The 15,711-nt window shown below is 34.9% G+C and carries 11 protein-coding genes; 3 read left to right on the forward strand and 8 right to left on the reverse strand.

The window, feature by feature from the left end; translation table 11 throughout:
* Positions 1–15: 15 nt before the first annotated feature.
* Positions 16–2,619: a bifunctional aconitate hydratase 2/2-methylisocitrate dehydratase gene (acnB, locus tag CYAN10605_RS08200; protein WP_015219475.1), complete on the reverse strand. Its 2,604-nt coding sequence runs from the start codon at positions 2,617–2,619 to the stop codon at positions 16–18.
* Between the two features lie 158 nt (positions 2,620–2,777).
* On the opposite strand from acnB, the gene CYAN10605_RS08205 reads away from it, so the two are divergent.
* Positions 2,778–2,984: a hypothetical protein gene (locus CYAN10605_RS08205; protein WP_015219476.1), complete on the forward strand. Its 207-nt coding sequence runs from the start codon at positions 2,778–2,780 to the stop codon at positions 2,982–2,984.
* Positions 2,985–3,139: 155 nt separating this feature from the next.
* Positions 3,140–3,718 (forward strand): transposase, encoded by a 579-nt coding sequence (locus CYAN10605_RS08210; RefSeq protein WP_015219477.1) that lies wholly within the window; start codon positions 3,140–3,142, stop codon positions 3,716–3,718.
* A 235-nt stretch (positions 3,719–3,953) separates the two neighbouring features.
* On the opposite strand, the gene CYAN10605_RS08215 is transcribed toward CYAN10605_RS08210, so the two are convergent.
* From CYAN10605_RS08215 to CYAN10605_RS08225, 3 genes are all read right to left on the reverse strand, one after another.
* Positions 3,954–4,523 (reverse strand): GUN4 domain-containing protein, encoded by a 570-nt coding sequence (locus tag CYAN10605_RS08215; RefSeq protein ID WP_015219478.1) that lies wholly within the window; start codon positions 4,521–4,523, stop codon positions 3,954–3,956.
* Between the two features lie 33 nt (positions 4,524–4,556).
* Positions 4,557–6,830, reverse strand: coding sequence for a GumC family protein (locus CYAN10605_RS08220; RefSeq protein ID WP_015219479.1), 2,274 nt, complete (start codon positions 6,828–6,830; stop codon positions 4,557–4,559).
* Positions 6,831–6,892: 62 nt separating this feature from the next.
* Positions 6,893–8,356 carry an SLBB domain-containing protein gene (locus CYAN10605_RS08225; RefSeq protein WP_150108940.1) on the reverse strand — a complete coding sequence of 488 codons (1,464 nt, stop codon included), beginning with the start codon at positions 8,354–8,356 and terminating at the stop codon, positions 6,893–6,895.
* Between the two features lie 319 nt (positions 8,357–8,675).
* Here CYAN10605_RS08225 and CYAN10605_RS08230 point away from each other — a divergent pair, with 319 nt between their 5' ends.
* Positions 8,676–8,909: a TIGR02450 family Trp-rich protein gene (locus CYAN10605_RS08230; RefSeq protein ID WP_015219481.1), complete on the forward strand. Its 234-nt coding sequence runs from the start codon at positions 8,676–8,678 to the stop codon at positions 8,907–8,909.
* A 231-nt stretch (positions 8,910–9,140) separates the two neighbouring features.
* On the opposite strand, the gene shc is transcribed toward CYAN10605_RS08230, so the two are convergent.
* From shc to CYAN10605_RS08250, 4 genes are all read right to left on the reverse strand, one after another.
* Positions 9,141–11,063: a squalene--hopene cyclase gene (shc, locus tag CYAN10605_RS08235; protein WP_015219482.1), complete on the reverse strand. Its 1,923-nt coding sequence runs from the start codon at positions 11,061–11,063 to the stop codon at positions 9,141–9,143.
* A gap of 122 nt (positions 11,064–11,185) precedes the next feature.
* The gene (locus CYAN10605_RS08240; RefSeq protein ID WP_015219483.1) at positions 11,186–11,584 is read right to left on the reverse strand and encodes a DUF4253 domain-containing protein; all 399 of its coding nucleotides are present in this window, start codon (positions 11,582–11,584) and stop codon (positions 11,186–11,188) included.
* 150 nt (positions 11,585–11,734) lie between these two features.
* Positions 11,735–13,984: a glycosyltransferase 61 family protein gene (locus CYAN10605_RS08245; protein ID WP_015219484.1), complete on the reverse strand. Its 2,250-nt coding sequence runs from the start codon at positions 13,982–13,984 to the stop codon at positions 11,735–11,737.
* A gap of 192 nt (positions 13,985–14,176) precedes the next feature.
* Positions 14,177–15,700: an ammonium transporter gene (locus tag CYAN10605_RS08250; protein ID WP_015219485.1), complete on the reverse strand. Its 1,524-nt coding sequence runs from the start codon at positions 15,698–15,700 to the stop codon at positions 14,177–14,179.
* Positions 15,701–15,711 lie beyond the last annotated feature (11 nt).

The raw sequence follows: 15,711 nt of genomic DNA on the forward strand, positions 1-15,711 counted from the left end.
CCCACCCGATAATTATTATACTGGCATACCCAAAATGTCCTCAATTTTCGGCATTTGATCTAAAGGAATTACGCGCCCTTCATCCTCAAATCCGTCAATTTCATTGAAGTTTAAATAACGGTATAATTCACCCTTGAAAGGATCGATTTTCTCAGAGACGATCGCGCTATATTCTTCCACAGTAGGAATTTTACCCAATAAAGCACAAACTGCCGCTAACTCAGCACTACCGAGATAAACCCTTGCACCTTTACCCATACGATTGTTAAAGTTACGAGTAGAAGTTGAGAAAACTGTCGCATTATCCTCAACCCTTGCCTGATTACCCATACATAAAGAACAACCCGGCATTTCAGTTCTTGCACCTGCCGCCGCAAATACGCCGTAAACCCCTTCATTGCGTAACTGTTGCTCATCCATACGGGTAGGAGGACAAATCCATAAACGCCCTTTCACTGTACCAGCACCCTCAAGGATTTTTGCCGCCGCACGGTAATGTCCTATATTTGTCATACAAGAACCGATGAAAACTTCATCCACTTTATCACCAGCACATTCGCTCATCAGTTTTACATTATCAGGGTCATTAGGAGCGGCAACAATCGGCTCTTTGATTTCACTTAAATTGACGGTGATAATATCTGCATATTCAGCATTTTCATCCGCAGACATAAGAGAGGGATTCGCTAACCATTCCTCCATCTTGGCAATACGGCGCAATAATGTACGTGCATCCTGATAACCCCGTGCGATCATATTCTTCATTAAACTAACGTTAGATCGCAAGTATTCGGCTACGGTTTCTTCACTGAGTTTAATTGTACTACCAGAACAAGAACGCTCCGCAGTAGCGTCAGTTAACTCGAAAGCCTGTTCCACTTTTAAATCGGGTAAGCCTTCCATTTCCATGATACGCCCGTTAAAGACGTTGATTTTATTCTCCTTGCCAACGGTTAACTTACCTTCCTGCATAGCTACCCAAGGAATAGCGTTAACGATGTCTCGTAAAGTAACTCCGGGTTGCAATTCCCCTGTGAATTTGACTAAAACCGACTCAGGCATATCTAAAGGCATCGCCCCCAAAGCCGCCGCAAATGCCACTAAACCTGAACCTGCGGGGAAAGAGATACCCAAAGGGAAACGGGTATGAGAATCGCCTCCTGTGCCGACAGTATCAGGTAATAACATTCTATTTAACCATGAGTGAATGATACCATCTCCCGGGCGTAAGGCAACACCGCCACGAGTAGAGAAGAAATCGGGTAATTCTTTATGGGTTTTGATGTCAACGGGTTTAGGATAAGCGGCAGTATGGCAGAAGGTTTGTAAGGTTAAATCTGCATTGAATCCTAAACAAGCTAATTCTTTTAATTCGTCTCTTGTCATAGGTCCAGTGGTATCTTGAGAACCTACGGTAGTCATTATCGGTTCGCAGGAAGTGCCGGGGCGGATTCCTTCCACACCACAGGCTTTTCCTACCATTTTTTGAGCTAAAGTAAACCCTTTGCCAGTGTCAGCAGGGGCTTGGGGGCGTACAAATAAGGTGCTAGGCTCTAATCCTAATGCTTGGCGAGTTTTATCGGTTAAGGCACGTCCAATTAAAAGGGGAATGCGTCCTCCTGCTCTCACTTCGTCTAAAATGGTTTCAGGCTTGAGAGTAAAAGTAGTAATGGTTTCGCCGTTTTCGTCGGTGATTTTGCCTTCGTAGGGATAAATAGTGATGACATCCCCTGTATTTAAGTTGGTGACATCGCACTCGATGGGTAATGCTCCAGAATCTTCGGCGGTGTTAAAGAAGATAGGTGCAATCTTGCCTCCTAAGACATAACCGCCCGACTTTTTATTAGGTACAAAGGGGATTTCTTCTCCTAAATGCCACAAAACGGAATTGATTGCAGACTTACGAGAAGAACCTGTACCCACTACGTCACCGACATAAGCCACAGGGTGTCCTTTTTCTTTTAATTTAGCAATGGTTTCTAACCCTTCAGGCATTCTCGATTCCAACATCGCTAAGGCGTGTAAAGGAATGTCAGGGCGAGTGGTGGCATGGGGAGCGGGGGATAGGTCATCGGTGTTGGTTTCTCCCGGCACTTTAAACACTGTCACGGTGATGGATTCCGCTACTTTGGGCTTACTGATAAACCATGACGCTTCTGCCCATGCGTCAATTACTTGTTTGGCGTAGGAATTGTTTTCGGATAATTCTAAGACATCGTTAAAGGCATCGAAGACTAAGAGGGTTTTACTAAGGGCGTTGGCGGCTTCGGATGCTACGGTATTATCAGCAGATTTTAGTAAACTGACGAGGGATTGCACGTTATAACCTCCCATCATTGTACCCAATAAGCTCACTGCTCCTTGTTTGGAGATAATGGGGGATGTTAATTCTCCTTTTGCCACGGCGGTTAAAAATCCTGCTTTGACGTAGGATGCTTCGTCCACTCCGGGAGGAATGCGATCGCGCAGTAACATCATTAATTCTTCTTTTAATTCCTCTGGGGGATTCTGCAACATTTCGCACAGGTGTGATGTTTGTTCGGCGTTAAGAGGTAAGGGGGGAATGCCTAATTTGGCTCTTTCTTCAACGTGTTGATGATATGTTTCTAACCAAGTCATAGTATTTATGCTTATATTTTTTACAATAATTTACTATTTTAAGCATATCAAGGTCATGAACAGGGGTTTTGTATTCAATGTATCGAGTTAAATAAAGCTAAATAAAGTTTTACTCATTTGTTATACTTTCTTGTGTAGTTGTTATTAATCAAATTGACATGGATACGAAAAAACTATTAAAGGCTATAAGTATTTTTTTCTTGATTATAGGAGCTTTAGTTATTATTATCTCTTTTGGCTCTGGTTATCCAGCTTTCTCAATTGTTGGCTTATCACAAATGGCTTTAGCGGCTTTCTTTTTTGTAATAGCAGATTTATCTGAAGATGTGAAAGAAATCAAAAAAATTTTGAAAAATAAATATTAAACCAACATTTATTAAATTTATTCATACTTGACTGAATTTAATTTACCAGTATCCATAATTGAACCCTAAATGACTTACTACGAACTTAAGGGCGATCGCATCTTTTGAGTAAAAAAAAATAACTTAGTTTACAATAAAATCTAAAATAATTAATTATGAAATATAACCCTGATATACATAAACGTCAATCAATTCGTTTAAAAGGATATGATTATTCTCAATCAGGATTTTATTTTATTACCATTTGTTGTTATGAACGTCAATGTTTATTTGGTGAAATTATTAATCATCAAATAATCTTAAATAATTTTGGTGAATTGGTAAAAGAAGAATGGTTAAAATCAGCAGAAATTAGAAGAGAAATTGAATTAGATGAATTTGTTATTATGCCTAATCATTTTCATGGAATTGTAATTATTGATCAACAAATAAATAAAAATATTGTAGTAGGGGCGAACGGCCGTTCGCCCCTACAAACCATTCAATCATCACAGCAACGAATATCAATGAAACCTAAATCATTATCTTCATTGATAGCTGGTTTTAAATCAGCAACAACTAAAAGAATTAATATTATTCGTGATACACCTAAAAATCCCGTTTGGCAACGTAATTATTATGAGCATATCATTAAAAATGATCCATCTTTAGAAAGAATTAAAGAATATATACAAAATAATTCTTTATCGTGGGAAAATGATCAATTACATCCTAATAATCCTTCTAAATGGTAATAATAATATGGCTTATTAGAAGAGATTAGATCGCATTTCTTAAGTGTGGGAGGTGCGTACTGCGTAGCAGATCCCTTCAGGGTCTAGTTTATTATAAAATATAAGTTAGAATGAATAAAAATATGGTAATGAGATTTTAAATATGACGACAAAATCAGCAGAAATTAAAGAAATTATTTTTCAAACTCCTCCAGAATAAATAAATCAATTAATATGAAAAAATAGAAAAAAGACATCAAATTAAATTGCAAGAAATAAGACGAGAAAAGAAAAATGTAACCATTTTTAACCCATAGGGAGATTTCCACCAGTGAGCAGGAAAACAACCATCAGGGGCAGATAAACTAAAATCCCAATCATCATATTCAGAAAATCTGGGTTGTTTATTCTCGTTTAACCATCCTACTTTGTCTGCAAACTTCGTTAAAACTTTGACATCTTGAGCCCTAATGGTATCAATATCACCCCCCGCCTCATAATAATTTTTTAATTGTACTCCGAAACTGAATTTCCCACTACTATACTTATACCACATTTGATCTATAACCTGTAGAGAGTTACACGGGTACTTACTAACATCTTCGGGAGAGAGGGTTTCTCTTTGTTCTCCTGCTACTTCTAACATTATTCTAGTGGTTTCTATATCTGCTTCTCGAAAATCCTTATTTTTTAAAAATTTTTGTAATGTACCGTATCTAGCAATATCTGGTAGTAAAATAAATTGTTCTTGTAATTCTTCAATCAGATTTGTTAAGCGACTGATTTCAGTTTCCAATTTTTGTACACGGACTTCAATATCGTTCATAATGGGGAAATATTAACTGATTTTCTTTATAGGTTATCTTATTTCGTTAGAAATTAATCCTAATATTCTTGTATTGGTAACTCTTAATTGTTCATAAACGTGCCTCAATTCATAATCTTTAGTGCTACCAATTTTGACCACGAGAATTAATCCATTTGTTTGAGATGCTATTATTTTACCGTCAGAAAAACTTAATAAAGAAGGACTATCATAAATAATCAAATCAAACTGTTGAGACGCTTGTATTTGTTGCATCATCGTGGACATTGCTTGACTATACAATAAGCTACTTGGATCTGACAATACTTCTCCCACGGTGATAATAGAAAGGTTATCCCATTGACTGGGAGATTGAATCGCATTTTGCCAAGGAATTTTGCCTGTAAGGATATGAGTTAGACCTTGATTATTGTCAACATTTACTAATATATGCAATTGAGGTAGTCGAAAATCTGTATCTATTAATAATACTTTTTGTCCCATACTAGTGGCTACCTTGGCAAGATTTAAGCTAATAGTTGATTTACCTTCTCTGGGAATGGAAGAACTAATAACAACAGATTTTGAGGGTAAATTGGGGGTTAATAAACTAATATTTGTGTAAAGATTACGGAAGGATTCTAAACTAGAAGATAGTGAAAGTTTGTCTTTTTCTAATGATTCTTTCTGAGGAGAATTAGAGGTAAAAAAAGCGGGAATATTTTGTTTTTTAGTAGTTAAATTAATATTTTTATCAAAAGGTATTTCTGCTAAGATAGGCAGTTGAGTAACTGTTTTTAGTTTTTTAACATCGTAAATACTGCGATCGCATTTATCTATAATTGAAGCAACCACCGTACCAAAAGTTAAACCCCCGAATAAACCGAATAACAGATTGTAAAGAGGAATGGGATAAACAGGACTTTCTCCCACTTGAGGAGGAGAGATAATTTGCCAATTAAGATTATTTTGAATATTATTTAACTCTAGTTTTTCTCTTGTTTCTAAGAAGCGCTTTAAACTTTCTGTCGAGGTATTTAATTCTCTTTGTAAATTATTATATTCACGAGTAACGGCGGGTAAACTGGCAATTCTTTGGTTAAGGTTATCTAATACTTTTTGTAAACTATCTTTTTTACTATTTAAAACTTTAATTTCGTCTCTTTTTGCAATTAAATCTTGAGTTAATTTATCCCTCATTTTACTAGGAATTGCGATCGCTTCTTGTAGATTCTTTTGATTGTTATTTCTTAAAGAGTATCTAGCTTTCTCTTGCTCTATTAAATTAAGAATATTATTTTGTTTGTCTTTTAAGGTAATAATTTGTGGACTTAAATCTGTAAAAACTGCCGACTGTTTCGCCAATTCAATTTCAATTTCTTGTAACTGTTTTAATAAGTTTTGATACCTTGGTGATTCTGTTAAATAACTAAGTGCGATCGCATCTTCAGGAGATAATTTAAGATTTTGTTGAATACTATTATAAGCCGATTCTGCTTCTTGAATTTGTATTTGAGTGGCAAAGAATTCCTTTTCTGTAGCAACTAATTGTTGGGTTAATTCCGTTGCTTGAATTTGTGGATCAATAAATTTATAATCGGTTCTTAACTTTTCTATTTTTGTTTGTAAATTATTAATATTTTTTTCTAAAATAGGTATCTGACTACGAACAAATTTTAAGCCTTCTCCAATATTTTGCTCTCCTGAATTCAGTCCATTTTCTAAATATTCAGAAGCAATAGTATCTAACACAAAAGCTATTTTTTCAGGATCTTCATCTCGAAAACTAACCTCAATTAGTTTGGTTTTATCCAATTGTTTTATATCCAAATTCTCTAAATTCTGTAAATTAATATCCTCATAAATATCTGGATAACGATCAGAAATTTCCTTTAAAATAGGACTTAAAACACTAGCACTACCTAATATTTGAACTTCTGTACTATAGTCAATATTAGTATTTGTATTTCCTCCATCAAGCCCAGTTCCAAGTTGATTTTGCTGTGTTTGGCTTTCCATGGGTTTTTCTACTAACAACATGAATTTACCCTGATAAATAGGAGATTGTTGAAAAGTCCACCAAGTCACCCCAGTTGTGACTCCCAAGGTTGCACCCAAAATAAAAGCCCAACGCCTTTTGAATAATTCTAATAAATAGGGAGTCTTACCGTTATCTTCTTCTTGAGATTGTTCTTTTTTCTCCAAATTATTTTCCAATGCTGAAAGAGAAGGGACAAAACCTTGATTTATTTCTCCTGAAGCAAAAGAATTTTTATCGTAATTATTAGACTTAGAAAAAGAAGAAATATTAGACTTTTCTGGTAACATTAACAACTCCTAAAATTAAAATAAATTTCAATATAAAAAACTCTTTACCCCCCACAATCATTTTACTGAAAAATATTGAAAAATCCTAACAGTGAAAAACTCCTACCAATAGGACCTAAAACACTTTCGACACTATCTCCAAAAGCTGCGATCGCACTACGATTAATCACAATCACATCATTATTTTTGAGAATCGGATTTGTTTGCTCATTCACCTCGGCCGCCAAATTGACAGGAATATTTCTTTTTGTAACAGTGCCGTTAGGATTAACTCTAATCAACTCCACCGTACTACTATCTGCTCTCCTTTCATCAAAACCCCCTGCCGCTAAAATCGCATTATTCAAAGAAGTATTCGGCTTTAAAACCGTTGAACCCGGATTTCGTACCGAACCAACCACATTCACCACAATCTCATCAGGAGCAAAATTAGCAGAAGCTAACCTTTGAGCCTCACTGGGTTCAAGTTCCTTCGCCGTCGGAATAAAAATCGTATCTCCGTCACGCAATAAAACATCCCTATTTATATCCCCCGATTCTAACATTTCCCACAAATTAACCTCTATTTTTTGCTGTTTAGCATCTCTAGTGGTTCTCGAAATCACAATATTTCTAATATCCGCTAACTCCCGAATGCCACCACTTTGTTGTATCGCAGTTGTAAGACGAGGAAGACCTTGTTCAATGGGTACAGTATAAGAACCCGGGCGGTTAACCTCCCCCACAATAGTAACATTGGGAGGTTCAACATATTTAATCCCAAAAGTTGCATCCGCTAATTGTCTATACTCATTAGGGTCAATGACATCTTTTTTAGGAACAATAATCACATCACCATCTTTTAATTTCACGTCTTGGGCTAAATCTCCTTCTTGCAGTAGTTGCCAAAAATCTAGCACATAAAACACCTCTTTCCCTTTTTCCCTTCTCTTGAGTTGAATTTGTCGAACATCCGCCGAAACCGTTAAACCCCCTGCAAGGGTAAATAAATCAGAAACCTTTGGTAAAGAAGGAGTATTAGAAGCTATTTGGGTTTGTCCTTCTTTTTGCTGAATTTGAGTACCACCAGACAAATTATAGTTCCCCGGCACATTAACTTCTCCCACGATGGCAACTTCTAGAGGTCTAGGTTGTTGTAAAATAACTGTAATAGAAGGACGTTTTAAATAACGACTATATAGACTTGCTAGTAAATCATTTACCTCCATAATCGTTTTTCCCCTCACATTAACAGTCCCAATTAAGGGAAAAGTAACAGTACCATCATTAAACACCTGTGCAACCCCTCCTTGATCAGGTAAACCAAAAACCGTTACTTGAATCACATCTCCCGTATCAAGAGTATAAGCCTTATTTTCTGGCAAAATAGACCGTTGAGAAGTGGGTTTTAAAGGAGGTAAAGCATTATGTAAAAGACTATCGGAAGATGAAGAGGGGGTTTGTGCTTGAACTGGTTTACTAATACTTATGACAAATAATGGAGAGACATTGAAAATAAAAATAAAAGCTATTTTAGTTAGTGACATCTTGACCATATCAGCGATTACAAAGATTAATTTATTCCTAGATTAGTTTAAAGACATAGAAATTGTCTTATATTTAACCTCGGTTCGACATAAGAATGTTGGATAAAGGCAGGTATAAGGTGTTTAATTATACTATTACTTGTCAACTACTTACCCAACACTATTCACCCTCGCTTTTTACCCTTGTCTTTTTTCTGCCATAAACAGAAAATTTTATATCGAACTCAGATTATATTTATTATTTTTGAAAGTTATCTTAGGATAATGAGGAACAGTAAACAAAAAACATTGTAGCAATCATAACTTAATCATTACCAAAATGGCGAAAAAACAGAAATTCCCTCATCTTCTAGGTTCAAAGTGGACAGCCGCACAAAAGACTTGGGGGTGGAGGCATTTTCAAGTAATTAACCGCAAAAATGAAGATAAATGGGTATTTGCAGAAATGATGTCTTCTTGTGATAGCCAAGTCAGATTTTGGATTAACGCCAAACAATTAAAAGATCGTAATTTATGGACTCCGGGGTGGACTCCTTTAAAAAATTTGGAATAAAGAACAATTAGTGAATAGTGAATAGTTGATAATTAAAAACTCCTAATCCCTAACTAATTTATACCTAACACCTTAACTCATAAATAATTAACTCAAAAAAAACAACAGCCACCTCCTCGAACGCTACGGCTCAAGAAAAGGTGGCTATGTGATATTCTCCTATATTATAACCAATAAAAGAATATTTTGTCAACAGTTTTTATGTTCTTTTTAAGAAAAATTAAGATAAATTTATACTAAAAAATTTTCAAATCTTCCTAATGCAATTAAAGGAAAATAATGACGATATAAATGATAGTTGATATAAAAATGTTGAGGGAATCCTGTACCTGTAAATTCTTTTTCTTCCCATGTACCTGTTTCAGTTTGAGAAGATAGTAAATAATTAATTCCTTTATTAATACTATCCTGTTCAAATTTGCCCAAAGCCTTACCAGCATCAAGTAAACCAATTAATGCCCATGCTGTTTGAGAGGCGGTGGAATTTCCTTTACCTTTCAATGCAGGATTTTTATAACTATCGCAGGTTTCACCCCAACCACCATCGGGATTTTGACAGTTAATTAACCAGTTAATACCTTTTTTCATGGCTTCTTGACTGGTTTGAGGTGCAATTACAGCTAATGCGGATAATGCCCCAGATGTGCCATAGATATAGTTAACTCCCCATCTACCAAACCAACTACCATCATTTTCCTGTTGATGAAGTAAAAATGCGATCGCTTTTTGAACTTTACTAGAAGACATCGGCAAATCACAACTACCCACCATTTCTAATACTCTAGCAGTAATATCCGCCGTCGCAGGATCAATCATCGCCTTTAAATCGGCATAGGGTAGTAAATTTAACCAATTAGCATCGTTGTTGATGTCAAAAGCCGCCCAACCATAATTATGACATTGCATGGTTTCAATCCAACGCAAACACCGCAAAATCGCTTCTTTTTTTAAATCTTCTCTAGGTAACTCTAGTTGGTGAAGAGTCATAATTACCACAGAAGAATCATCCATATCAGGATAAAAACGGTTTTCATACTCAAACGCCCAGCCCCCGGGTTTGCCGTGAGGATTTTTGACTACCCAATCACCATAATCTAAAATTTGCTTGTCTAATAACCACTCTCCCCCTTTTATTAAAGCAGGATGATTAGGGGCAACTCCTGACTCCACTAAAGCTCGTAAACACCATGCAGTATCCCACACAGGAGAAACACAGGCTTGTACTAAATAATCATCGTGGGTTTCAAGGGCAAAATTTTCCACTGCTTCCAATCCCCGTGCTACCATGGGGTCATTGACGTGATAGTTAAGAGTTTTGAAGGCAAACAGAGAGTTTAACATGGCAGGAATAATTCCCCCCCAATCTCCTGTTGCTTCTTCCCTTTCAATAATCCATTTCTGTGCCGCCCTAATACTTTCTTCTTTGAAGGGTACAAAATTGATGTCTTCGGCAAATTTAAATAGGTTGTCTAATTGTACAAAAATATCTGTCCAATCTCCACTGCGGGGCAACTCATATTTAACATTTTCTTTGCCTTCGCTGTATAATTCGTCGAGGTTAATTTTGGGCTCGATCTTGAAAACGGGTTTTTGATCAAATACGATTAATAAAGGTACAGTGCTACTTCTTGCCCAACTAGACATTTCATAGATGGTAAAAATAGGATTTTGGGGTAATAACATAATCCAAGGAGGAATAGAAGGCACTCCTCGCCAATCATAGCAACCAATAATCGCTAGGTGAAATTTGGTAAAGATGCGACTTTTACTAATACCACCCTTACTTAAGATAAATCTTTTCGCTTTGGTTAGGGCTTCATCCTCTTGGGCAACACCCAGTAATCTCAATGCCATATAGGCTTCTACTGATGTGCTTAAATCTCCTCCATCACCGTAATATAGTTCCCAACCACCGTGTTCTCTCTGCTGCGATCGCAAATAATGTTCTATTTTATGAAGAGGTTTATGGGAGTCAATTCCCCAAATTTTATATAATAAGACTGCTTCTGCGGTGAGAGTGACATTAGATTCGAGATAGGCACACCAATGACCATCTTTTTCTTGTAGGGAAAATAAATAATCTTGAGCTTGTTTGATTCCAGATTTAACTTTACTATGTTCTACTTTATTCGGATTAGTTAATTGGGCTGTCATAAATAGCGATTATAGCAATGAAACTTAATATTTTCTTTATAATAACCTGAGTTCGATACAATAATTTTTACTGCCCTTAGTTGTTGAGATGAACGAGTGGGAGTTTTAGATTAATTAGTGAGCTAATCCCACCATAAGCTAACTTTTTGCTCAATTTTGAGAACATTTGCCAAAATTTGCAACCCAAAATCTGGGTTATCCATGTCAACTCCTTCAAGTAATGCCCTTATTTCCTCATTAATTTCTTGACTCGATTCGGACATCATTGATAACATATCATCCATACAACCATAACCTTGATCGATGACATCAGGACAAAAATCATAAATTTCGATCGCTAATTCTTGTAAATTATCTGGTAATGTTTGAAAATATACCGTTACTTGATCATGCTCTACATCACTGATAGTAACACCAAATCGGCGATCCCAATCCTGAAGTTTATTGATAACATCTTTGGTAGTAACATCACAATTAATGCCATTAGTTTGATAATGTTTTATCACCTCTAAATTAATCATTTTTGGTTCTCTTAACTTATTGTTATCTAAATTAATTATCTAAATTATTGGTTAAGGTAGTTAACCGTCAGATAATACATCGTTAAATTTCTAATTGTCATTATGAACAAAAAAAAGAATTTTTGAGCGTCCTAAACAACTTAGTGAGTGCTATAACAGAATTAAATCCAATATAGCCTTGGGGTTTTCCAAATAAATATCCTCTAATCTACTATCAGGATAAAGGAAAGAGTGAAAGTGAAAACTACCGATAGTTTCACCAATTATATAATGGTAATCTAAATCAACTAAATTACTTACCAACCAATAGCAAGGATAAACATAATTCGGTGCAAATATTTCCACAACTTTAGTATTAGGTTGACAAAAAACAAGGTTACTTAAACCACTACCATGAGGAGAAATAATTATTTTTGCCTGAGATAGTAATTCTGCTTGTTGTTTAACAGAAAATGACTCTAAATCAACTATTTCAAATTCATTTTTTTTCAATAATTTTATTAATTCTTGCTCATTAATAAGACGACGACTATGGGCATTATTTCTGGTTATATATAATTTTTTATGGGGTTTTTGCTCTTTGTTGTATCCTAATAATTTATTTTTTAAATATTGACAACTCCAAGAAGGCATCCAAGCGATACAACCGGGGAAGGAAGGAATAATTAATTCTTCAGCTTGAAGATATAAAGGAAATGAAAGGGGTAATATTTTTTCTGGTGGTATATTAAATATTTGTAAAGTTTCTTTTTGAAAATTTGTTCTATAATCCACTAGAATATAATCAATATCTTGCCAATTTATTCCCAATAATTCAACTAAATAGAGACGGGGCAAAATATCAAATAGCCAATGAAAATAAACGTTGTTTAATAAACCAGCTAATACTAAAACTTTACCTTTTATTGTTGTTTTAGTCGGAAGAAAAGTGCTTTTTAAGAGAGAATGTTTACTAGGGTGACTATCAGGATGATTTGGACTTAAAGCAGGAGATTCAGGAGATAAATCACCAATTAAATAATTATTTTCTGTGATAATGGCACTACTTCCTTCTGTCTTTTTTAAATAAACTTTACCGTTAGGAATTTTGACAAGAAAAGGTTTAGGTAGTTCTATTTTTTCAGGGAAGTAAAAACTGGGATGATTTTGTTTATGAATAGTTTTTGGTGGTTTTAAGTATAAGTAGTTGTCTAACTCAAAAGGATAATAGTTTGTTTCTAATCGATTATTTTGTTTTGCCCATTCATAGGCTGTTTCATAATATTGATTGACGGGATTATTAATTTGATACTCATCTTCTTTTTTATTGTCTAAGTTAGAATTAATTTGTTGTGTAATTATTTGATATTGATGAGAGTTAATTACCTTCAGTTTCTCAAGATAAATATTAATATTATCGTACTGATTTTGGTAGAAAAGGCTAACAATTAAATTAGTATAAATGGTATCATTTTCTACTTTGTGTTCTAATGAAACTTGATAATAATAGATGGCTAATTTATATTTTCCTTGCTTAAATAATATATGACCGATATTCTGACTAATTTCTCCTAATGATTTATTCGTTTGTAAACTATCAATTAAGTCAATATTTAGTTTAATTACTTCTTCTTTATTTACTTTAATTACTATTTCTTGTTGATACCAGTTTTGGTAGTCATTAATAATTTTGGGTATTTGATTAATTAATATTTTCCATGTATCGACAACTAAATTTAATTTTTTTTCCATGAGATAAACATAACCCAATTGCCCATAGCTTTGAATGTGGTGAGGATTGATTTTTATTATTTCTTTTAAGATGTTTCTTGCGGAGTTAAAATCATCAATTTGGAGGTAACAATTTGCTAAGGAGGAGAGAATTTGTAAATTTTGAGGCTCTATTTTTTTACTTTGTTCATAGACTGCGATCGCATTTTTCCATTCTTTTATATCTTCCCATAATTTACCCAAATTTTCATAAGCAATAATACAGTTAGGTTGATTTTCTAATAATTTTTTTAAGACTTCTATCCCTAAATCAATATTACTTTGTTGAGCAAAAATGTGAGCTAAATCAATATAAGCACCGACATAATTGGGATTTAATTCTAATCCTTGATAATATAACTCTATTGCTAAATTAAAATTATGTTGACTATATTTAAGTTGGGCAATTTTAAAAATAGTTTCCGTAATACTATCTATTTCTAATTCATCAATATTTAATAACAATTCTAAGTAAATAGCAGCACTTAAATCATTTTCTTCTAAACAAAGATATGTTATCGCTAAATAATTTTTGAGAAGATAATTTTCCTGATTTGTTTCTAATAAGTTTTCAATATATTTCTTAGCTAAAAAATACTTTTCCTCGGTCAATAAATCCTCAATTATATAAACATTATTCTCACTTAACATCAGCAGTTGGGGATTGAAAAAAATTTAATTCAGCGTTGGTGAATTAGGCTATGATTTTTAGTTTAGATCGGGAATGAGGAATAGGCAATAGATAATGGGCAAAGGCAATTAGTAATTAATTAACACCTGCAACCTGAAACCTGAAACCTGAAACCTGAAACCTCTTTCATAACTCCGAACTAAATTTAATTACTATTGGCTTTCTCCTTCAAAATCAAAAAATCCAGTATAAGCCTCCATACCATGTTCACCAATATCTAAACCTAAGTATTCCTCTTCCTGAGAAACTCTTAAGCCAAAAATAGACCTTAGCACAACCCAAAACATCGTGCTAAAAATAATCATCGCAATACCCACACTAACAACCCCTAAAATCTGTGATCCAAGTAATGCAAAAGTACCATTACTAAAGAAACCCGCAATACTTTCATCCCCTGTAATGTTCTCATCAGCGAATAAACCTACGGCAATAGTACCCCAAATACCGTTAACTAAGTGTACTGATACTGCACCGACGGGATCATCAATTTTTAATTTATCCAACATATAGACAGAAAAAACCACCAAAATACCAGCTAATGCCCCAATAGTAACGGCACTAGAATAAGATACCATTGAACATCCTGCAGTAATTGCTACTAATCCTGATAAAATACCGTTGATGCTTAGAGATAAATCAGGTTTTCCTGCTAATACCCAACTACTAATAGTGCCTGTCAATCCCCCAGAGGCAGCCGCTAAATTCGTCACCACCGCAATATAGGCTATATCTTCTCCTACCGCCATGGTTGAGCCGGGGTTGAAGCCAAACCAACCAATCCAAAGAATAAAACACCCCAAAGTTGCCAAACTTAAATTATGACCGGGTAGGGGTACTATACCACCATCCGATAAATATTTTCCTAGTCTTGGTCCTAAAATTATTGCTCCTGTTAAAGCACACCATCCCCCTACAGAATGCACTACTGTTGAACCTGCAAAATCCTGAAATCCAGCGTCTGCTAACCATCCACCTCCCCAAGTCCAATGCCCTATAATCGGATATGCGATCGCAACTAAGAAAAAACTGAAAAATAAAAAATCAATGAATTTAACCCTCTCTGCCACCGCACCAGAGACGATTGTCGCCGCCGTACCAGCAAAAGCCACCTGAAATAAAAATTTTGCCGACAGAGGCACTCCAGCCCAACTCAAGGCGTTGTAAACCCCTTCATAAGCGTCTCCCGTGGCGGGGCTGTTATCTGCTCCTTGTAAAAAAAATCCCTGAGTGCCAATAAAACTATTTCCATCGGCAAACATTAAACCGAATCCGATAGCCCAAAAAGCCAAAGTTGATACGGCAAAAACAATTAAGTTTTTGGAGAGTAAATTAACGGCGTTTTTACTGCGACAAAATCCAGTTTCCAACATCGCAAAACCCGCATTCATCGCAATAACCAAAATTGAAGCTATTACTACCCATAAAGTATCTAATCCTACTTTTAACTCTCCTGTAATTATTTCTAAGGAAGTAGAACTATCTTGAGCATAAACCGCATAACTAGAACACAAGAGTAGAATAACACTTAATAAAACACAACCTTGCCAACTAGAAGATTTCTGGATTTTGTTGATAATTAATTGAATTTTCCTTTTTTGAGTTCTTGTAATTAACATTGCTTTAGATTCTGTTTTGACTCGCTTATTATAGGTTAAATGAGTTTTGATTATTAGCATCAAATTTTACA

This window comes from Cyanobacterium aponinum PCC 10605 (genome assembly GCF_000317675.1).
GTDB lineage: Bacteria > Cyanobacteriota > Cyanobacteriia > Cyanobacteriales > Cyanobacteriaceae > PCC-10605.